The organism is Bradyrhizobium sp. STM 3562, from assembly GCF_045571435.1.
Classification (GTDB): domain Bacteria; phylum Pseudomonadota; class Alphaproteobacteria; order Rhizobiales; family Xanthobacteraceae; genus Bradyrhizobium.
On record NZ_CP120694.1, the window covers coordinates 3,201,831 to 3,220,495 of the forward strand.

General features: G+C 63.7%; 17 protein-coding genes, 1 tRNA gene and 1 pseudogene. 8 read left to right on the forward strand and 11 right to left on the reverse strand.

Going from position 1 to position 18,665, the window contains the following annotated elements; translation table 11 throughout:
- Window positions 1-3 precede the first annotated feature (3 nt).
- Together P6U23_RS14705 and P6U23_RS14710 are read right to left on the reverse strand one after the other, a co-directional pair.
- Window positions 4-984 (reverse strand): DUF1837 domain-containing protein, encoded by a 981-nt coding sequence (locus tag P6U23_RS14705; RefSeq protein WP_407180441.1) that lies wholly within the window; start codon window positions 982-984, stop codon window positions 4-6.
- A gap of 278 nt (window positions 985-1,262) precedes the next feature.
- Window positions 1,263-1,338, reverse strand: a tRNA-Ile gene (locus P6U23_RS14710).
- A gap of 363 nt (window positions 1,339-1,701) precedes the next feature.
- Here P6U23_RS14710 and P6U23_RS14715 point away from each other — a divergent pair.
- A complete protein-coding gene (locus P6U23_RS14715; RefSeq protein ID WP_407180442.1) occupies window positions 1,702-1,890 on the forward strand; it encodes a hypothetical protein in 189 nt (62 codons plus the stop codon).
- 19 nt (window positions 1,891-1,909) lie between these two features.
- Window positions 1,910-2,671, forward strand: a complete 762-nt coding sequence (locus P6U23_RS14720) for a hypothetical protein (RefSeq protein ID WP_024512486.1) — start codon at window positions 1,910-1,912, stop codon at window positions 2,669-2,671.
- 154 nt (window positions 2,672-2,825) lie between these two features.
- Here P6U23_RS14720 and P6U23_RS14725 read toward each other — a convergent pair whose 3' ends face one another.
- Genes P6U23_RS14725 through P6U23_RS14735 form a run of 3 tightly spaced genes read right to left on the reverse strand, consistent with a single transcriptional unit; the run spans window position 2,826 to window position 6,277 of the window.
- A complete protein-coding gene (locus P6U23_RS14725; protein ID WP_407180443.1) occupies window positions 2,826-3,413 on the reverse strand; it encodes a DUF1254 domain-containing protein in 588 nt (195 codons plus the stop codon).
- The gene (locus P6U23_RS14730; RefSeq protein WP_407180444.1) at window positions 3,410-3,988 is read right to left on the reverse strand and encodes a DUF1214 domain-containing protein; all 579 of its coding nucleotides are present in this window, start codon (window positions 3,986-3,988) and stop codon (window positions 3,410-3,412) included. Before P6U23_RS14730 ends, P6U23_RS14725 begins: the two co-directional genes overlap by 4 nt.
- 3 nt (window positions 3,989-3,991) lie before the next feature.
- Window positions 3,992-6,277: a PBP1A family penicillin-binding protein gene (locus tag P6U23_RS14735; RefSeq protein ID WP_407180445.1), complete on the reverse strand. Its 2,286-nt coding sequence runs from the start codon at window positions 6,275-6,277 to the stop codon at window positions 3,992-3,994.
- Window positions 6,278-6,578: 301 nt separating this feature from the next.
- On the opposite strand from P6U23_RS14735, the gene P6U23_RS14740 reads away from it, so the two are divergent.
- Together P6U23_RS14740 and P6U23_RS14745 are read left to right on the forward strand one after the other, a co-directional pair.
- On the forward strand, window positions 6,579-7,094 hold the full coding sequence (locus tag P6U23_RS14740) for a YcgN family cysteine cluster protein (protein WP_407180446.1): 516 nt from the start codon (window positions 6,579-6,581) through the stop codon (window positions 7,092-7,094).
- 182 nt (window positions 7,095-7,276) lie between these two features.
- Entirely contained in the window at window positions 7,277-8,860 is a 1,584-nt protein-coding gene (locus tag P6U23_RS14745; RefSeq protein WP_407180447.1) for an MDR family MFS transporter, read from the forward strand.
- A gap of 37 nt (window positions 8,861-8,897) precedes the next feature.
- Here P6U23_RS14745 and P6U23_RS14750 read toward each other — a convergent pair.
- The 5 genes and pseudogenes from P6U23_RS14750 to P6U23_RS14770 all read right to left on the reverse strand — a co-directional run.
- Window positions 8,898-9,713: pseudogene (locus P6U23_RS14750) on the reverse strand (DUF2182 domain-containing protein); the annotation flags it as partial.
- 49 nt (window positions 9,714-9,762) lie between these two features.
- Window positions 9,763-10,395: a DUF1326 domain-containing protein gene (locus P6U23_RS14755; RefSeq protein WP_407180448.1), complete on the reverse strand. Its 633-nt coding sequence runs from the start codon at window positions 10,393-10,395 to the stop codon at window positions 9,763-9,765.
- 290 nt (window positions 10,396-10,685) lie between these two features.
- Window positions 10,686-10,943, reverse strand: coding sequence for a cyclic nucleotide-binding protein (locus tag P6U23_RS14760; protein ID WP_407180449.1), 258 nt, complete (start codon window positions 10,941-10,943; stop codon window positions 10,686-10,688).
- A 126-nt stretch (window positions 10,944-11,069) separates the two neighbouring features.
- On the reverse strand, window positions 11,070-12,266 hold the full coding sequence (locus tag P6U23_RS14765) for a hypothetical protein (RefSeq protein ID WP_407180450.1): 1,197 nt from the start codon (window positions 12,264-12,266) through the stop codon (window positions 11,070-11,072).
- A 326-nt stretch (window positions 12,267-12,592) separates the two neighbouring features.
- Window positions 12,593-14,227, reverse strand: coding sequence for a thiamine pyrophosphate-requiring protein (locus P6U23_RS14770; RefSeq protein ID WP_407180451.1), 1,635 nt, complete (start codon window positions 14,225-14,227; stop codon window positions 12,593-12,595).
- A 395-nt stretch (window positions 14,228-14,622) separates the two neighbouring features.
- Between P6U23_RS14770 and P6U23_RS14775 the strand changes: the two genes are divergently transcribed.
- The gene (locus tag P6U23_RS14775) at window positions 14,623-14,787 is read left to right on the forward strand and encodes a Flp family type IVb pilin (protein ID WP_407180452.1); all 165 of its coding nucleotides are present in this window, start codon (window positions 14,623-14,625) and stop codon (window positions 14,785-14,787) included.
- Between the two features lie 61 nt (window positions 14,788-14,848).
- Here P6U23_RS14775 and P6U23_RS14780 read toward each other — a convergent pair whose 3' ends face one another.
- Window positions 14,849-15,808, reverse strand: coding sequence for a Ku protein (locus tag P6U23_RS14780; RefSeq protein ID WP_407180453.1), 960 nt, complete (start codon window positions 15,806-15,808; stop codon window positions 14,849-14,851).
- 268 nt (window positions 15,809-16,076) lie between these two features.
- On the opposite strand from P6U23_RS14780, the gene P6U23_RS14785 reads away from it, so the two are divergent.
- From P6U23_RS14785 to P6U23_RS14795, 3 genes are all read left to right on the forward strand, one after another.
- Window positions 16,077-16,232, forward strand: coding sequence for a hypothetical protein (locus P6U23_RS14785; RefSeq protein ID WP_407180454.1), 156 nt, complete (start codon window positions 16,077-16,079; stop codon window positions 16,230-16,232).
- Between the two features lie 255 nt (window positions 16,233-16,487).
- Window positions 16,488-17,159 carry a response regulator transcription factor gene (locus P6U23_RS14790; RefSeq protein ID WP_024512471.1) on the forward strand — a complete coding sequence of 224 codons (672 nt, stop codon included), beginning with the start codon at window positions 16,488-16,490 and terminating at the stop codon, window positions 17,157-17,159.
- Window positions 17,160-17,252: 93 nt separating this feature from the next.
- Window positions 17,253-18,629 (forward strand): sensor histidine kinase, encoded by a 1,377-nt coding sequence (locus P6U23_RS14795; RefSeq protein WP_407180455.1) that lies wholly within the window; start codon window positions 17,253-17,255, stop codon window positions 18,627-18,629.
- The last annotated feature ends 36 nt before the right edge of the window (window positions 18,630-18,665 follow it).

An 18,665-nucleotide genomic window follows, 5' to 3' on the forward strand; every position in this document is an offset into this window, starting at 1 on the left:
CAGTTATCCCCAGAGCACCTTCTCGAACCGCTCCCTCGCAGCTTTTACTGACGGGAACGGCAAGACGAAATACGAGAACCGCACTTTTTCTAAGCCGGCCTTAGCCGTCTTGTCTATGATCTGCGTGACGATGGAATCCATCTTGGCCTCTAGCTTCTCTCGAAAGCTTTCGTCGCAAGTGTCGTGGGATAGATTGGCGACGGAGTCGTAGAGGTCAGAGTCGAATCCGACTAAACATGCGTGGCAGTCGGCGACTTTGTTGTAGTTGGGATGGTACGGGTGGAAAAATCCCTTTGCCGCTTCGCGTGTCTCTTTCGGTAGCTTGTCGAAATCCAAGTTGCCGTTCATCGTCAGTATTCGAATCTCATTGACCCGTTTTCCGACGCTCGACTGGTGTTCTTGGACCGACTCCAGCACGCTGTCTAAGGCGGATGTTAGGGATGCGTGGAGCTTCGACTCTCCCCAATAGACCAGGAGCTGGTCCCCATCGAAGCCAAGATGGATGCCGTCAGTGCCATGTACCGGCATGGCCTGCGACGTTTTGAGGTACATCTTGCAGGCGACTATTGGGGCTTCAAGGATCCACTCAAGCAGCATGTAAAGAAGCAACTCGCCGAATTCGCCGCTCCGCTTGGTTTTCCCTTTGGTGTTCATAAAGAGTTCGCGCGCCTCTCGCATCAGAGCGGCGGCTGCATCGCGTGCCTTAGGATTCGAATATCGGGCTTCGATTTCCTCGATGCGGCGCTGCGGAAGCGCAAAGTTTATGATCCGATCGTGGGCGAGTTCGATGAGCCTGTCGACGTCCGGTTTGCTGTCGCGAAACGCAACATAATGTAGGCTACAGTCGATTTTCGTCGGGGATCCGCCCCATGTCTTGTCAAAACGGCCAATGCAAGCTGAAAGGTCTGGGGTGGTCGTAGAAAGTAACTCTACGACCTCAGAGGCCTTAGCTGCTGATCCCTCCTTTTGGGAGGACCCATCCATCGATTCGATCCCTAGTTGTGCGATGTCCTATCGTTAGACTGACTAAGACGACGCGTATACTTTGGATTCATTGAATCAACAGCTCCTCGGCGGGACCGAGAGATGCTGACAGACCCCCCTCGGTTTTTTCGGGCTCAAAAATCGACTGAAAAATCGAAGACAAATTCTTCTGTGTCGCCAGTGGGATATAAAATCGAATCGTTCTCAAAACGAAATCGAGTCGTTCTTAAAGCGGGAATCGAGTCGTTTTCAAAGTGGTCTCACACGATGCTGCCGAATGGTGGGCCCGGCAGGACTCGAACCTGCAACCAGACCGTTATGAGCGGCCGGCTCTAACCACTGAGCTACGAGCCCCCTGGTAGCGACGAAGCAACAGTGCAGCCCAATTATGGACGCGCGAACGTCTCGCGTGCCGGTACCATCGCATCTGGAAGCTGAGCCGGACATTTTGTCGATTCTTGATGCAACCCACGGCCGCGCGGGGACCACACGACTTTACGATCAAGCACTTAGGCATAACAGCTCGTTAAGGATGACGGGCGGTGAAAAGAAAGCGTCATTTTGCGGTGTTGTGGCGTTGCCACGCGAGCCTTCTTTGCCGCGACCGCGCGATCGTCGCGACGCCCCCATTAAGATGCCATTAACCACGTCCTGATCTTAATGACCTCGGTAACCGCCGGGTAAGAAGTCCGGGGGCTGAGGTCAGAGAGAGCTGACATGGGGACCATCATTGAATTTCCGGCGTCGCGGCGGCCGGGCTCGCCTGCGGAATTTGCCCCGCACGAGACGGCTGGCACCGTGGTGATCCTTCCCGTCATTCGCATCGAGCGGCAGACCGAAGAGACGAGCGGAGGTAGCGGGCCACAACAAGGCACCGCAACGGGTCGACGGCGCCGTCGGCGCTGAGCGGGCCGGATCGTTCGACATGCCGGAGTCCTCTTCGCCGATCAGGTTCGTTCTGCCGCTATCGATGCTGCTGGCCACGCTCGCGCTTGCGGGCTGCAGCGGCGGCGATTTCTGGCGCACGCGCGATGACATGCGCAACGACGACATGCATAGCTGGATCGGCCGCGAGGCCACCGCCAGCGTCGGCGTCCGCCCATCCCAATTTCAGCTCACCGAAAGCGAGCGCCAGCTCCGCGATTATGCCTATCCGCTGATCGAGCCGCCGCATTCGCGCCCGGCGTGGAAGAGCGTGTTCGGCGACTACACGCCGATCGCATCGCCCTGGCGGCAGGCGCCGCCCTTCGATCGCACCGCCTATGGCCGCACGCTGATCGACGAGCCGCACCGTACGCATTCCTCGCGCTATGCGCAGTTGATCGACGATGTGCGCGACGACATCACCCGGTTCGAACAGTTCTATTCCACGGCCGTGCATGTCATCGACATGGATCGCAAGCGCAACGCCACCATGGCGCACATGTCGGAGCTGTCGCCGCGCGAGCGCGCCGATGCGGTCGCCCGCATGCAGGAGAACTCGCTCATCGTCCAATGGGTGCAGCAGTGCCTGGAGCGCCGCGTCTCGTCCTATCGCTGGGCCTTGGAACGGCTGGTCCTGCAGGCTCCCGACCCCATGGCGGCCGATGCCGATCGCTTGATCGGCGAACTCGCCGCGCAAACGGCAAACCCGCCGGTCGCGGCAAGTCCGCCTGTGATCGGCCGGCCGCTGACGACGCGCGGATAGACCGTCAGCGTCTTGAGATCTGGGTCGGCTGCGCGCCCTGCAGGCAGCTCACGGTGCGGAGGTCGAGATCATCAACAGCCACGATCCCGTACATTACGAGAATTGCCGCTGTGGCGGGCATTGAGCGGTGATCTTGATGATGGCGCGCCTCGCTCTACCGCCGCGCCTGCGGAGCTTCGGCCTGCTTTGCAGGCTGGTCGGTCTGAACGCTGCAGCTTGAGGCGGCGAGCGAGGCCTGCGCCTGCGGCATCAGGCCGGGCTCCGGCGCCAATGCCTTCAGCACGATCAGGCCGGTCGTGGTGGGAGAGTCGATGATCAGGCGGTCGGCCGCGGTGATGTCTTCGTCCTCCGGCAGATCATTGTGCTGCGCTTCCGTCATCAGATCGAGCTCGATCACCTTCTTGCCGGCCGAACGGTCGTTGATGGCGTAGTAGGCAAGCTCGTTGCGGGTATAGAACGACACGGAGGTGTAGGCTTGGCTGACCGGGACCTTCAGCTTGATCGGCCCGCTCGACAGATCGTAGCGGCAGACCGCGACCGCGAACGCCGGGTCCATATAGGGCATCAGCGCGTTGCCCGGATCGGCCGGCGGAAGCTGCGTGACGGCGTTGAGCTTGGTGAGAGGCGTCAGGCGCGAATAGGCATCCTGGCTCGCGATCCGCGGCAGCGCCAGCACGCTGACGAGATGCACGACGCCGCCGAGCAGCACACCCGCGAGGATGGTGAAGACGAGCCGGATCACGGGCACCCCACTGTGGCAATCGCGGGCATCGGCGCATCGCGCGCGCTGCGCGTCGCGACCCCGACCGGCGTGTCGTAGAGCCTGAACATCAGCGTATAGCGTTCGATGCCGCCGGTGGGCAGCCAGTTTCCGGCGCGCGAGCGCGAGGCGATGTGGATTTCGAACGAGCCGTCGGCGCTGCGCACGATCTCCTGGCTGGTGAAGCCGTAGCGTTGCAGCGAGTTGGCGACGAGGTGGCCCTTGCTGTCATACAGCGTGAGTGTCCAGAACCGGGCAGGCGGTGTGACGCCGCTCACCACGACGTCGCAGCGCCCGTCGAGCAGCCTCTTGCGGTCGTCCCGTCTTGCGGTGAAGGCGATGCCGTCGCCGGTGCCGATCGGCAATTCGCCGTTGCGGATCAAGGTCGCGCGCGAATAGGGGTCGATGTCGGCGGTGCCGATCTTGGGGCGGGCGGTCCAGGCGCCGATGGTCAGCGTGCCGAACTCGGTGCCGCGGGTCGTCGCCATCCAGGTGGCGCCGACGCCGACGACGGCGGCGATGCATAACGTCAGCAGGGTCGAGAAGAGCAGCCGCACGGGTCAGTTCTTGCGCGAGGCCGGCGCGACCTGGTCGCTCGGCGTCGCCGCCGCCAGGCTGTCGGGGAAGGGCAGTTCGCTCGATGAGACGGGTTTGACCGGCTTGGACGGCTCGGTCGCCGAGGTCTTGTCGGCGGCTTTGGCCGCGTCGTCGAGCATCTTCTCCACCTGGACCAGAATATCGGCACCACGCCTGGTCAGCACGGGAGGCGGTCCCGGCTTGATCTCGGGAGCCTTCGGTGCGGCGCGCGCCTCGGCCATGGTCGGCTTTTCAGCTTGTTTGGGCAGCTTCTGGGCGGTGCTGATGCCGGGCAGCTCCCTGATCTCGATACCCTGATGCGCCACCGTCATGATGTCGTGCCAGGTCTGCGCCGGCAGCGAGCCGCCGGTCATGCGATTGGTCGGCGAGTAGTCGTCGTTGCCGTACCAGACCGCGCAGACGAAGTTGCCCGTATAGCCGACGAACCAGGCATCGCGGTAATTGTTGGTGGTGCCGGTCTTGCCGGCGGTGGGGATGCCGTCGAGCGCTGCGCGTCGGGCCGTGCCTTCGCTGACCACGTGGCTCATCATCCCCGCCATCTCCTCGGCAACGTTCGGAGGGATCGCCTGCCGCGGCTTCGGGCCGTCACGGTCCCAGCGCCACACGAGATCGCCGCCGCCGGTGCGGATCTCCAGCACCGCATGCGGTGTGACGGCCCTGCCCTTGTTCGGGAAGGTGGCGTAGGCCACCGCGTGCTCGAGCACCGTGACTTCGTCGGCGCCGATCGGCAGCGACGGCGTGTCCGGCAGCGGCGCCGTGATGCCGAACCGGCGCGCCACTTCCACGATCTTGGCGCGTCCGGCCTTGGGCCCGCCCTTGCCGCCGAGCGCGATCGAGAGCTTGACGGGAATGACGTTGATCGAGCGGGTGATCGCCTGCGTCAACGTCACCCGGCCGGAATAAGAGTGGCCATAGTTTTGCGGGCACCAATTGCCGATGCACACCGGACCATCGACCATGACGGAGTCCGGCGTAAAGCCGTTGAGCAGGGCGGTGGTGTAGACATAGGGCTTGAACGAGGAGCCGGGCTGGCGATAGGCATCGGTCGCGCGGTTGAACTGGCTCGCGCCATAGTCGCGGCCGCCGACCATGGCGCGGATGCCGCCGTCGAGATCGGCGACCACGGTGGCCGCCTGGGTCGCGTGATAATCGCGGCCGAACTGGCGCAGCTCGTTCTCGATGGCCTCGTCAGCCGCGTGTTGCACGTTCATGTCGATCGCGGTGCGGACCACGAAGACGCGCTCGTTGTAGGATTTCGGGAACGTGTCGACCAGCTTGCGAACCTCGTCGAAGGCATAGTCGAGATAGTAGTTCGGCGAATTCTCTTCGCGCCGGTCGACCACCGAGGCCGGATTGCGCCGGGCGCCGAACACCTGGCCTTCGGTCATGAAGCCGGCGTCGACCAGATTGTCCAGAACGACGTTGGCGCGGGCACGCGCGGCCGGCAGGTTGATGTGCGGCGCGAACTTGGTCGGCGCCTTGAACAGGCCCGCCAGCATCGCCGCTTCCGCGAGATTGATGTCGCGCACCGACTTGTTGAAATAGAAATGCGCCGCGCCGTCGACGCCGAAGGTCCCGCCGCCCATATAGGCGCGGTCGAGATAGAGCTTTAGGATCTCGTTCTTGCTCAGCCGCCACTCCAGCCAGATCGCGAGGAACGCCTCGTTGATCTTGCGCTCGATGGTGCGCTCGTTGGACAGGAACAGGTTTTTCGCAAGCTGCTGGGTGATCGAGGAGCCGCCCTGGCGCACGCCGCCGGCCTGCGCGTTGGTGACGAGCGCGCGCGCCGTGCCGGCGATGTCGATGCCGAAATGGTCGTAGAAGCGGCGGTCTTCGGTGGCGAGTGTCGCCTTGATCAGATTGTCCGGAAAGTCCTCCAGCGGGATCGAGTCGTTGTGCTTGATGCCGCGGCTGCCGATCGGATTGCCGTAGCGGTCGAGGAAGGTCACCGCGAGATCGGACTTCTTCAGCCAATCCTCATCGGAGGTTTCGCGGAAGGCGGGGATCGCCAGCGCCAGCAGCACGATCAGTCCGCCGAGACCGAGCGTTGCCGCCTCCGACAGCGGCTCGATGAAGACCCAGCGCTGCCAGCGGCCGACATAGAAGCGGTCCATGAAAGTCGAGTAGCGCTCGTAGAGCTCCCGCAAGCCCTTGGCGGAGGAGAACAGCGTCGAATCGAGCCGCGCATCCAGGTCCAGCAGCCGGTGCCGGAGCTTGGTTTTCCAGTCTGGCGGTAGGATCTGGCGCACGTGGATCTTCTATCGGTTCGAAGGCGTTCACGCACCCACCCGGGCGCCGACGAGACGTCTTGCTGCAGTGTTGCGGCAAACCCAAGGCGCTTGTTGCGCCTTAAGGGACTCGCTTCTATCTAGCCGAGCGTGGACTATAAACCAATGGCCCGGCTCACGATTTTGATTCCTTTGGGAATAGTGCCATTCAAGCTGCCGTGCGGGTGATAAGCCCCCGCTTGCGGCTTGGTTTGACGATCTCAGGTGAGCTGCCAACTCTTTCACGTTGCGTCTTTCACGTTACGCCGGAACCGCTTAACCCATGACTGCGCCGCCCAAACGCTCCTCGGCCCAAGAGGGATTTTTCTGGAAAACCAAGACGTTGGAGGAAATGTCTGCGGCTGAATGGGAAAGCCTGTGCGACGGCTGCGCGCGCTGCTGCCTGGAGAAACTGGAGGATGAAGATACCGGGCGGATCTATTTCACGCATGTTTCCTGCAAGCTTCTGGATGCGGGCCTATGCACTTGCAAGGATTACGCAAACCGTTCCGAACGGGTTCCGGATTGCGTTCGCTTGACGCCTGAGAATGTGCGCACCCTCAATTGGCTGCCGCCGAGCTGTGGTTACCGCCTGGTGGCCGAGGGGCGCGATCTCTATTGGTGGCACCCGCTGATTTCCGGGGACCCCAACACGGTGCATGAAGCCGGGGTTTCGGTGCGCGGACGGGTGGAGGGCACCGAGGAGGAGATCCCGGATGCCGATCTCGAGGACCACATCGTGAGCTGGCCGGCGCTGCTACCCAAGCGCGCCCGGCTGAAGAAGCGGCCGAAGGGCTGACGAGAGCTGAACCCTAGCTGAACGGCCGCCAAAGTCCTGCGATCACGTGCTCGCGAAGGGTTTGAGGCGGGACCCTCCCATGCGCATAAGGCGCTGCCTCGCACCGCGTTTAGTTCCTAAATTGGCAGCGAGCTAGCGATTCCGCGCCGTTCCTCTGGCGCTTCCGAGTAAAATATTCCGAGATGAACAAGTTTGACCGGCAGGGACATCAACCTGCCGCCTCCGCTTCCTTGCCTGCCGACATCGCGGCCGAGCTGCCGGAACTTTCGCACCGGGTGTTGGCCGTTGCCGATGCCCCCTCGATCGCGCCGCGCGCCCCACTGACGCAGCGTGAGGTGCGCACCATCCTGATGAGCCTGTTGCTGACGATGTTCCTGGCCGCGCTGGACCAGACCATCGTCGCCACCGCGCTGCCGACCATCGGCCGCCAGTTCCAGGATGTCTCCAGCCTGTCCTGGGTGATCACCGCCTATCTTCTGGCCTCGACCGCGGTCGCGCCGGTGTTCGGCACGCTGAGCGACATCTATGGCCGGCGCGTCATGATCATCGTCTCCTTGAGCCTGTTCGTGGCCGGCTCGGTGCTGTGCGCGCTGGCGCCGAACATGCCGATCCTGATCCTCGCCCGCGGTCTGCAGGGGCTTGGCGGCGGCGGGATCATGCCGGTGGTGCAGACGGTGATCTCCGACGTGGTGAGCCCGCGGGAGCGCGGCCAGTACCAGGCCTATTTCAGTGCGGTCTGGATGATCGCCGGCCTCAGCGGCCCGGTCCTGGGCGGCGTTTTCGCCGACCATCTGCACTGGTCGATGATCTTCTGGATCAACGTGCCGCTTGCGCTTGCCGCGCTTGCGCTGCTGTTGCCGAAGATGGGCAAGATTCCGGTCTATCACCGGCTGCGCAAGGTCGACTGGCTCGGCGGCGTGCTGCTGATGGCTTCGGCCGTGGCCTTCATGCTGGTGCTGACCTGGGGGGGCAACCGCTACCAGTGGCTTTCCCCGGCGATCCTGGCGATGGTCGGGGCGGGGGTGGCGCTCGCGCTGGCCTTTGTCTGGCAGGCGGGGCGGACCGACGAGCCGTTCCTGCCGCTGTCGCTGATCGGCGGCTCGGTCGTGCCTTACGGATTGGTCACCAGCGGCTGTGCGCTCGGCGCGATGATTGGGCTGACGGTCCATCTGCCGCTCTATTACGAGGTGGTCTATCATTTGAGCGCCAGCGAGGCCGGGCTTGGCCTGATTCCGCTGGCGGCGATCTCGACATTGGGCGCGGCGATCGCCGGACGCACCATGGCGCGAGTCAAGCACTACAAGCGGGTGGCGATCGCTGGCGCGATCATCGCCACCCTGGCGGGCGCAGCGCTGACGCTGACCGCGCCTCCGCTGTGGCTTCTTTTGGTGCTGCTCTCGGTCTTCGGCGTCGGCCTCGGCACCGTGTTTCCGATCACGGTGGTTGCGTTGCAAAACGCGGTGCCGCGCTCGCAGGTCGGCACCATCACCGGCGCGATGAACTTCTTCCGCGCCATGATGTCGTCCTTCGCCGTGGCGGCGTTCTCGGCGATCTTGTTGATGGCGCTGGGGTCGGACATCTCGTTGGGCGGCGAGCATCAGGGGTTCGTCGGCTCGCTCTCGGCGGGCGACATGGTGATGGCCTTCCGCTACGTCTACGCCGCGGCCACCATCATGCTTGCCATCGCGGCGGTCTGCATGATCGCAATGGAGGAGCGGCCGCTGGCCGGCCCTGCGACGCGAGCGCCGGTGGAGATGGCAGAGTAGGGGCGGAGGCGCGTTCGCCTGCGGGAGCCGCTACTGCCGGCGCCAAAGACACCATCCAGACTCCCGCGGCGACGCAGGCAACGCCGGCGGCGCGCGCGACCCACCGTCCCCATGGCGTAAGCTTCTCCAGAAGCACAAGCAGGGCCAGCAGCGCGATCCAGAGCACGTTCATCACGCCGACCACGAACAGGAGCGCCATCAGGACCCAGCAGCAGCCGACGCAATAGGTTCCGTGGCGCAGCCCCAGCCCAAGGCATCCCGGCACATCGCCGCGAAAGCCGCCGTGGCGCATCAGGAATCCGAACGGCGTGCGGCATTGGGCGAGGCAGACGTCCTTGAGCGGCGTCCACTGGTAGACGCCCGCCGCGATCAGCACGGCCGCGCCGAGCCAATTGCTGGCGCTTGTCATGCGGGGATCGAGCAGGGCCTCGCGTTCCAGCATCCATTGAACCAGCGTTGCCGCCAGGGAAAAGCCGATCCAGGCCAGGAAGTAGCCGGCGGCGAACCAGCCGGTCGCGGCGAGCGGCTTGCCCGCAATCTTTCCCTGCCGGCCGACGCGGGCGTAGATGAGGATCATCGGCGCCGCTGAGGGCGCCATCATGCCGACCATCATCACCGCCCACATGGCGAACACATAGGCGAACTCGATCGCTCGCCATGGCTCGTTGGCCGGCAGCATGATTCCAATCCCGGCCGGGATCATGCGGAACCCGGTCATGTCCATGCCGCCCATGTCCATGTCATTGGCGAGCCAGAGCACGTAGGCCCACGCAAGCGCGACGATCACCGCGAGGGCGCCCGCAACGATGAGGCGATCCCGCCGCAGCACCGCTTCCAGGGTGCCGTCGCTCATGTGCTGCGAAGCTCACCGGTCCGGCCGACGGGCCGTGTCGCGACATGCGTCACGACTGGTTCGACCAGCGGATGGAAGCGTAGAGGCCGTTCTTGCCGGAATTATCCCAGCGCATGCCGTGATCGTTGTACGTGTTGCCGGTGGCTCCGACGGCCATCGCCATCCTATCAGGGCTGACCGGATGGCCGATGTTCGCCCACATCTCCCCACTGGGATGCATGGTCGGCAGCGGATCGACGGACATGTGCAGAATGCCCGGGATTTCCGCGGAGCGCGTCTTGCCGTCGACCCGGAATGTGATCGGGACCTTCCTCACGCCCAGGTTCGTGCTGATGAGCGGCGTGAACGCAGCCATGGGTCCCCCGGCGGCGCCGGTAAAGATCGCACCCAGGGCCTCGGTCTGCTTGTCATCGGCACGCTCATCGATATAGGCGGCCACCGACCAATTTCCGTCTGCCATCACCCCGGGCGCGTGGAGCATGATCGCGACATTGAGGTTGTCGAGCGCGACGTCGCCATAGCGGCCGCTGTCGATGTGGAAAAGCAGCGGCACGTTGCAGAAGCCCTCGGTCGGTTGCGCGGTCAGGGGAGCGGCTGCCGACACCAGGCACGGACACACGACACTGCAGCTACAATTCTCGAAATAGTCACCGGAAAGGTGCCATTGGACCTGGTCCGTCATCGCTCCCTCCTGCTGGTCTGAAACCGACCGGTTGCTCTCGGATGAGCTATCGTGCGGAGATTGTACACCGTTCGGGAAAGTGCCGGAAGCCGCTTCCCCTGTGCTAGATTGATCAGTCCGCAGAGGAGCGTCTCCGCTCCTGGTGAAGCCACTCTGACGTCACGCCAACGATCGCCCGGCGACGCGCGCCGGCTGGCCAGGGTGGATAGCCGCCGGGGTAACGTCCGGCCTGCGGATCAGCCGGTTCCGGCCAAGACGTGGTTCGGCTGTCTGCAGCCGAAGAGGCGCGGCTAAATCCGCGCACGCTGGCTCGGTCTGGCCTGCTGGTCCCGCCACGCGCAAAGCAGTCTGCGGGCATTGATCGGGATCAGGAGGCTGTGGAGGATCAAAATCGGCGCCAGATGGAGCAGCCCCGCATAGACGAGGAACGCGACATTGCTGCAAAGCGCGATCAACCGAAGCGCGACCATGTCCTTCATGTAAAAGGTCAAGAAAACGAGCGACGAGGCAATATAGCCGGCGAAATCTACCCACCGCACGGCAGACATCCCTTATTCAAAAAGGCGGGCGATTAAATCGTCGCCAGCATGAGCGGACGCGCTCCGTCCGTCATCACCCCAACGGGTGATGACATGGAGCATTCGTCGTCCTGATCTGACTGCGTCAGTCAACGCTCATGGCGCGACTGAGTGGCAGGAAGCAAAGAGCCGGACCAAGTACGGCTTGCGAGCACGGTTGCAGTTTCGGTAAGTCCGACGCCGCTCCCTAGCAGCGCGGCAACGCGCGTCTCGGCGGGGGTCAGTTCCACCAGTACGCGCAGCCGTTCGGCCTGGCCGTCGCCAGAGGCCTGCGGATCGACGATCTGGACCATCACGCGCGCCGCCGTCGATCGCGGCCCATGGCGCCAGGGCCGGAGCCGGTAAAGGCGTCACCTGCACCAGCAACGCGCTTCGGCCGGACGGACGCTTGATCTGCAATATGCCCGCGAGATTCTGCGGCTCGCCGCGGGCCACCGCAAGCGCCTGCTTGATGCTGCTCGCGAGCGCTGCGGAATGCTGGCGCGCCCGCGCGCCGAGGGTGAGCTGGCCGCGCTTGACGATCAGGAGCGCGTCGCGGTCGCCGAGCAGCGTCTCCGCCGCCGCTGTCATCCCTAGAATGCTGCCGTCGCCGTCCAAGAGAACGATGGCATTCCCCATGCTGGCGAGCAGGCGATCGACCTGTAGCTGGCTGGCATTCAACCGGCTCGTCAGTAGCGTGAGATCGATGGCGCGGAACAGATGTGAGATCAGATCGTCGAGACGCGTCGCCGCGCGTTCGACGCTGTCCGCCCGCGGTTTCGAAACGTTGAACAGGATGCCGCCGGCGCCCTCCCGGGATAAAGCGGAATGCCTTGCGGCGATGATCTCCACGATTCCTTGTGGCGCGAGAATGTCGGCGTAGAAGGCGCTGCGGCGCAGGACCTCTTTGTCAACGAGCGCTGCCGTCACGAGCGCCTTGCCGATCGGGGCGCGCGCGAACGCCAAGCCATAGGCATTGGCGGTGTGGTGCTGCAGAAAGAGTTCGTTCAGGTCCTCGCGCAGGCGCCGGTAGACGATGAAGTTGCCGTTCCGCGATGTGCACAGGTGCAGCACCATCCCGCTATCGACCTCAAGATAGTCGGCGACAAGCTCCAGCACGCCGGCCCAGAGTTCCGGCCGTAGCGCCGCCTGATAGATGGCGCTGACAACGTCGGTATAGCCAGGGCATGGCATGGATCGACGGCCTATCACACGCCGCAGACCGTCATCGGCCGCAGCCGAGTTGTACTCTGCATCGCCTGCGGGAGCCGGTTCGGACATCAGCCCGAGTGCATTGGTGCTGACGTCAGGCATTGCGGGTCGCGCGAGCGACTCCAAGTGCATATCATGACGCGAGAATCGTGACGAATTTTTTACGTCTAGAACATCACCCGATCGGGTGATGAAAAAGCCGTCACACCGGATCAGTGCGCAGCTTCGCTGCGGAGCCTCCATTTAATGCTGAGGCGGACGCCGATGCACAGCTCGGGCGGGACATGCGTCGCAAGAGTGCGCAGTCAGAGATGTCGCCATGCCCGCGAGGCGGGCATCCAGCACGCTGCGGCGCTGTTGAACACCGACGTTTCTGGAATACTGGAGAATGCGAGTTCGCCGCGTCTTCGGCCGGCGAACTCGCCCCCTCAAGTCCCGGGCCGCGCGACCTCGGTTTCCTTGCTGGTGATGAACTCGAGCAGCACGGGAATGCCGGCCTGCGTCTTCTCGATGCCGCGCTTGATCGCGGGCACGATCTCTTCGGGGCGGGCGACGCGCTCGCCATAGCCGCCGAAGGCGCGCGCCATCGCGGCATAGTCGCCGGAGATGTCGGTCGAGCGGTATTTCTCGGTCGAGATCGGCATCACCTTGAGCTCGATCGCCATGGAAAAATTGTTCAGCAGGATCGACATGATCGGGATCCGCTCGCGCACCGCGGTCTCGAAATCCATCCCCGTGAAGCCGATCGCGGCATCGCCCCAGACATTGATGCAGAGCTTGCCCGGTTTTGCCAGCTTGGCGCCCATCGCAAGGCCGAGGCCGTAGCCGAGCTGGGTGGTCTTGCCCCAGCCGAGATAGGAGAGGGGCTCGACCGCCTTCCAGAACGGCGAGAGCTGGTCGCGCGGGCTGCCGGCGTCGTGCGTGATGATGGTGTTTTTCACGTCGACCGTGCGCTGCAGGTCCCAGAGCACGCGATAGGGATTGAGCGGCGCGTCGTTGGAGGTGAGCTTGGGCATCCATTTCGCCAGCCAGTCCCGATGCGAGGCGGCGATCTCCGCGGCGACGCCGCTCGCGTCGCGATCCGCGGTCACGGTCTTGCCGATCTCGTCGAGCAAGGCGTCGAGCACGAGGCCGGCATCGCCGATCAGGCCGATCTTGGCTTCCACATCCTTGTTGAGATGGTTGGGATCGAGCGTCGAATGAATGATCGTCTTGCCCTTCGGCATGGCGATGCCGAAATTGGTTTCGGTGAACGAGCAGCCGATGCCGAAGATCACGTCGGCTTCGCCCAGGAATTTCGGCACCGCGCGCGGCACGGCCAGTCCGCCGGAGCCGAGCGAGAGCGGATGGGTCTCGGGGAAGGACGATTTGCCGCCCAAGCTCGTGGTCACGGGAATGGCGAGCCGCTCGGCAAGCCGGCGGAGCTGCGGCCAGGCGCGCGCGTAATGCACGCCCTGGCCGGCATAGATCACCGGGCGCTTCGCATTGATCAGCAGCGCGGCGGCCTCTTTGATGTGGGCGGGATCGGCGCCGTAGCGCGTGCGCAGCACCGGCGTGTAGTTCAAGGGCTCGGGGACCTCCTCATTCCACATGTCGGAGGGGATTTCGACGATGACAGGTCCGCCGCGGCCGTTCTTCAGCTTCGTGAAAGCACGGCGGAAAATGTTGCCGACTTCGCTCGGCAGGAAGATCGCTTCGGAGGATTTCGAGAACGCCTTCATGGCCTGGCTGGAGTTGAAATTCGGCTCGACATTGGCAAGCCGGCGCGCATAGCCCATCGGCAGCACCAGGACCGGGACGGACTCGCCAAAACATTGTGCGACGCCGCCCATGGCGTTTTCCGCGCCGGGGCCGTGCTGCATGCAGAAGGCGCCGATCTTCTCACCCGAAGTGACGCGCGAGATCGCGTCCGCCATATGGAGCCCGACGCGCTCCTGGCGCACCATGATCGGGCGGATGTCGGCATTGGCGGCATATTCGATCAGATGATTGACCCGGTAGCCGCAGAGAATCTCGATGCCTTCGCGCTTGAGGATTTCCGCAATTGCGGTGCCAAGTTTCATGCCCGTCTCTCCCAGAACTGGCCGATTGTCGGCTCGGCCTCTCGAAGGGCTAGTAGGAACAGGATTTTCGCGGCCGGTAAAGCGCGGCGGCGCTTTCACCGCGAAGCCCTGCTATGCATCCCGGGTGCCGATCGCAAATCCAGGTGCGCCGGTCGACCTCGGAAATTCCCGCATCCGGAACGATCCGCTTTGCGAAGAGGGCCAGGGGCCCGCAATCGTGCAAACCACGATTTCGCGGAGCAGCCGGGACGCGGGTCGTCTGCGAAAGTCGAATGCCGGGTTTAACGGATTGTTGAGGCTGTTTTTCAACCTCAGGGAAATCTGTCCAACTCTAGATTGCGCCGCCGTGACCGATGCGGGAGAATCCCGCCAGCAAACGTGGCAGGAGTTTCATTGTGCGAAGGCTGATTGCGAAATTCCTGGCGGATCGATCCGGCGCGACGGCCATCGAATATTGCCTGATCGCGGCTGGCATCAGCATTGTCATTGTGGTCGTCATCAGCGGCATCGGCAGCCAGCTCAACACCAAATACGGTGACGTGAACACTGCGCTGCAATGATCGGCATCGTCGCGCCGAGCCGCGCGAAGATGGCGCTGGGCGCGAGCTCGTTCCGAAAGGCTTAGCCCGCCTTCCTTGAGCGGGCAGGGGCGCGCGCAGGCTTCTCGGCCTTTCTCGGCTCTTCCTTCTTCGCTTCTTCCTTGGGCTTCTTGCCGCTGATCGGCAGCAGCATTTCGCGCTGGCCTTCGACGCGTTTTTTCGCCCGCTTGCCGCCCTTTGGCTTGGCGGCAGGCGCGCTTTCGCCCGTGCTCGCCAGGCTCCGTTTGAGCGCGTCCATCAGGTTGATGACGTTGCCGCCGGTCTTCGGCGCGGCCTTGGCCGGGATGCGTACGCCGGCGCGCTTCTTGTTGATGAGATCGACGAGCGCGGCCTCGTAATGGTCCTCGAAATTCTCCGGCTCGAACGCAGCGGACTTCTTCTCGACGATATGCTTGGCGAGATCCAGCATGTCCTTGGTGACTTTGACGTCCTGGATGTCGTCGAAATAGTCCTTCTCGTCGCGCACTTCGTAAGGGTAGCGCAACAGCGTGCCCATCAGGCCCTTGCCGAGCGGCTCCAGCGCGATGATGTGCTCGCGGTTGGTCAGGACCACGCGGCCGATCGCCACCTTGTTCATGCTGCGTACGGTCTCGCGGATCACCGCGAATGCATCATGGCCGACCTTGCCGTCGGGCACGAGATAGTAGGGGCGGATCAAATAGCGGCTGTCGATCTCGGCTCTCGGCACGAACTCATCGATCTCGATGGTGTGCGTCGATTCCAGCGCGATGTCCTCGAGCTCTTCCTTGGTCACCTCGATATAGGTGTCGGTGTCGACCTTGTAGCCCTTGACGATGTCTTCGCTCGCGACCTCCTCGCCCGTATCGGCATCGACCTTGGTGTATTTGATGCGGTGGCCGGTCTTCTTGTTGATCTGGTTGAAAGAGACCTTCTCCGCGTCCGACGTCGCCGGATACAGCGCAACCGGGCAGGTCACCAGAGAAAGCCGCAAAAAACCCTTCCAGTTGGCGCGGGGGGCCATGGCACACTCCAAAACGCACAGGACGACAACCGATAAGGATAACACCGGGGGGCGAGGAAACAAGCAAGTGAACCCAACAATCTCCCAACGACGTTAACCCGCGGTGCGTTGCAGCGGGCTTGGAGAATGCCGCTCAAGGGCCGCCAGGCGTCGTATCGCCGCGCCGCGGAAGCGGAACATCGCCAGCCATCTGGCGTTGCCCATAGCAGGCGGCAAGGATTGCCGATCCTGTCTTTGGGCGAAGCCCAAACGCGGAATTGAGGGCGCGATGGCAAGGACACGGGAGCAACGTCAGATCGTCGAAACGCCGACGGAGGCACGTCAGGGCGAGCCTGGCCCGTCGGTCGCCGCCTTGCTTGCGGTGTCGCTGGGGCTCGCGATTCTGATCCTTGCGGTCGTCTGGTTCGTCTTCTTCCGCACCTAGCCGATCGTGCCCTGGCCGAGCAGGCGTCGCGGGGCAAAGCGCCTACCGCCATACCAGGGTCTTCCCATGCGCGCTTGCGCGGTCTAACTACCGCGTCGAAGGCATGGCATGGGCCGGGCGCGCCAAACAACTCACCAACGCGCTCTTTTCATGACGAAAAAGTAAGGTTGCCAAGCTTGGCCTGTTCATGGACGGTTCACGCCATCAAGGTTCATCTTGATGGCATAACCGTGCAGTTCACCTTTGGAGGCAAGCGTGCGCCTGCTCGTTGTGGAGGACGATCCGGATCTCAACCGTCAACTCACCACCGCGTTGAGTGACGCCGGCTATGTGGTCGATCGCGCGTTCGATGGCGAGGAGGGACATTTCCTCGGCGATAGCGAACCCTACGATGCGGTGGTGCTCGATATCGGCTTGCCGAAGATGGACGGCATCTCGGTTCTGGAGGCGTGGCGCCGCAACGGACGCGCGATGCCGGTCCTGATCCTGACCGCCCGCGACCGCTGGAGCGACAAGGTGCAGGGTTTTGACGCCGGCGCTGACGACTATGTGGCAAAGCCGTTTCACCTCGAAGAGGTGCTGGCGCGGATCCGCGCGCTGCTGCGTCGCGCCACCGGCCATGCGCAGAGCGAACTCACCTGCGGCCCGGTCACGCTCGACACCCGCACCGGCAAGGTCACGGTGTCAGGCAATCCGGTGAAGATGACCTCGCATGAATACCGCCTGCTGCAATATCTGATGCACCATGCGGGGCGCGTGGTCTCGCGCACCGAGCTGGTCGAGCATCTCTACGATCAGGACTTCGATCGCGACTCCAACACGATCGAGGTGTTCGTGGGGCGCATCCGCAAGAAGCTGGACGTCGACATCATCCAGACCGTGCGCGGGCTGGGTTATCTGCTGGCGCCGCCGCCGAACGGAGCCTGACGGGGTGGCGCAGGTCCGGCGGCAGTCCTATGCTGCCGGATATCCCCAACCGCCGCCATGGCCTGCGGGCACGCTTTTCGCTATTGTGACTTCATGCGCCGCAGTTCGCTCGCGACCAGGCTGTTTCTTTCCGCGACCGCCTGGGTGGTGGTGATCCTGATCATCACCGGATTCATTCTCTCCTCCGTTTACAGGGACGCCACCGAGCGCGCCTTCGACCGCCGGCTCAATCTTTATCTGCGCACGCTGATCGCGGAAGTCGCAACCCCGGACGAGCCGCCGGACCACCAATTCCAGTCCTTGGGCGAGCCGCTGTTCGAATTGCCGCTGTCCGGCTGGTATTGGCAGATCACCCGCACGGATGCCGAAAAGCCGGACGTGCGCGCCTCGCGTTCGCTCTGGGACAAGAAACTGCCCAAGCTCGAAGACCAGGGCATCGAGCTGACCCCGGCCGGAATCCGGATCGGCTATGTCGACGGCCCGGAAGGCCAGACGCTGCGTATCGTGGAACGGCCGGTCGATCTCGGCGCGGACGGCAAGTTTCTGGTTGCGGTGGCCGGGGATGCCAGCGAAATTTTCGATGAGACCCGCAGCTTCGATTACTATCTCGGCGGCACCTTCGCAGCGCTTGGCATCGTGCTGCTGCTCACCACGATCTTCCAGGTCCGCTTCGGGCTTGCGCCCCTCAAGCGCATCTCGGAGGCGATTGCCGCTATCCGTTCCGGGCGCGCCGAGCGGCTGGAGGGCGATTTTCCCGTGGAAATCGCGCCGCTCGCACGCGAGACCAACGCGCTGATCGATGCCAACCGCGGCATCGTCGAACGCGCCCGCACTCATGTCGGCAATCTCGCGCATGCGATCAAGACGCCGCTGTCGGTGATCGTCAACGAAGCATCCTCGCATGGCTCGGACCCGTTCGCGAGCAAGGTCCTGGAGCAGGCCGAGGTGATGCGCAACCAGGTCGCCCATCACCTGGAGCGCGCGCGTATCGCCGCGCGCGTCACCATCGTCGGGACGGTCACCGAGGTTGCGCCCACGATCGAGGCGCTGCGGCGGACGATGGAGAAGATCCATCGCGACCGCGACATTGCCATCGAGGTCAAGGCCGATCCGCAGGCCAGGTTTCGCGGCGAACGGCAGGATCTCGAGGAGATGGCCGGCAATCTCGTCGACAATGCCTGCAAATGGGCATCCTCGCGCGTCTTCATCGAGGTGATCGTCGAGCGGCCGGCCGCGCCCGGCGCAGGCCCCATGCTGCGGATCATCGTCGACGACGACGGCCGCGGCCTGTCGACCGCGGAGCGCGCCCAGGTCTCGCGCCGCGGGCAGCGGCTTGACGAATCCAAACCGGGGTCCGGGCTGGGGCTGTCGATCGTGACCGATCTTGCCGCCCTTTATGGCGGCAGCCTGTCGCTGGGCGCCGCGCCAATTGGCGGCTTGCGGGCTGAACTGTTGCTGCCCGGGCTGTGAGCTGTCCAACGATTTCGTCGCCGTGCAAGCTCTCAT

Bases quoted from the DNA above. Each gene is read 5' to 3' on its own strand.
- P6U23_RS14705 (WP_407180441.1), bottom strand. From the start codon at position 984: ATGGATGGGTCCTCCCAAAAGGAGGGATCAGCAGCTAAGGCCTCTGAG.
- P6U23_RS14715 (WP_407180442.1), top strand. From the start codon at position 1,702: ATGGGGACCATCATTGAATTTCCGGCGTCGCGGCGGCCGGGCTCGCCT.
- P6U23_RS14720 (WP_024512486.1), top strand. From the start codon at position 1,910: ATGCCGGAGTCCTCTTCGCCGATCAGGTTCGTTCTGCCGCTATCGATG.
- P6U23_RS14740 (WP_407180446.1), top strand. From the start codon at position 6,579: ATGACTGCGCCGCCCAAACGCTCCTCGGCCCAAGAGGGATTTTTCTGG.
- P6U23_RS14745 (WP_407180447.1), top strand. From the start codon at position 7,277: ATGAACAAGTTTGACCGGCAGGGACATCAACCTGCCGCCTCCGCTTCC.
- P6U23_RS14755 (WP_407180448.1), bottom strand. From the start codon at position 10,395: ATGACGGACCAGGTCCAATGGCACCTTTCCGGTGACTATTTCGAGAAT.
- P6U23_RS14760 (WP_407180449.1), bottom strand. From the start codon at position 10,943: ATGTCTGCCGTGCGGTGGGTAGATTTCGCCGGCTATATTGCCTCGTCG.
- P6U23_RS14765 (WP_407180450.1), bottom strand. From the start codon at position 12,266: ATGCCTGACGTCAGCACCAATGCACTCGGGCTGATGTCCGAACCGGCT.
- P6U23_RS14770 (WP_407180451.1), bottom strand. From the start codon at position 14,227: ATGAAACTTGGCACCGCAATTGCGGAAATCCTCAAGCGCGAAGGCATC.
- P6U23_RS14780 (WP_407180453.1), bottom strand. From the start codon at position 15,808: ATGGCCCCCCGCGCCAACTGGAAGGGTTTTTTGCGGCTTTCTCTGGTG.
- P6U23_RS14785 (WP_407180454.1), top strand. From the start codon at position 16,077: ATGGCAAGGACACGGGAGCAACGTCAGATCGTCGAAACGCCGACGGAG.
- P6U23_RS14795 (WP_407180455.1), top strand. From the start codon at position 17,253: ATGCGCCGCAGTTCGCTCGCGACCAGGCTGTTTCTTTCCGCGACCGCC.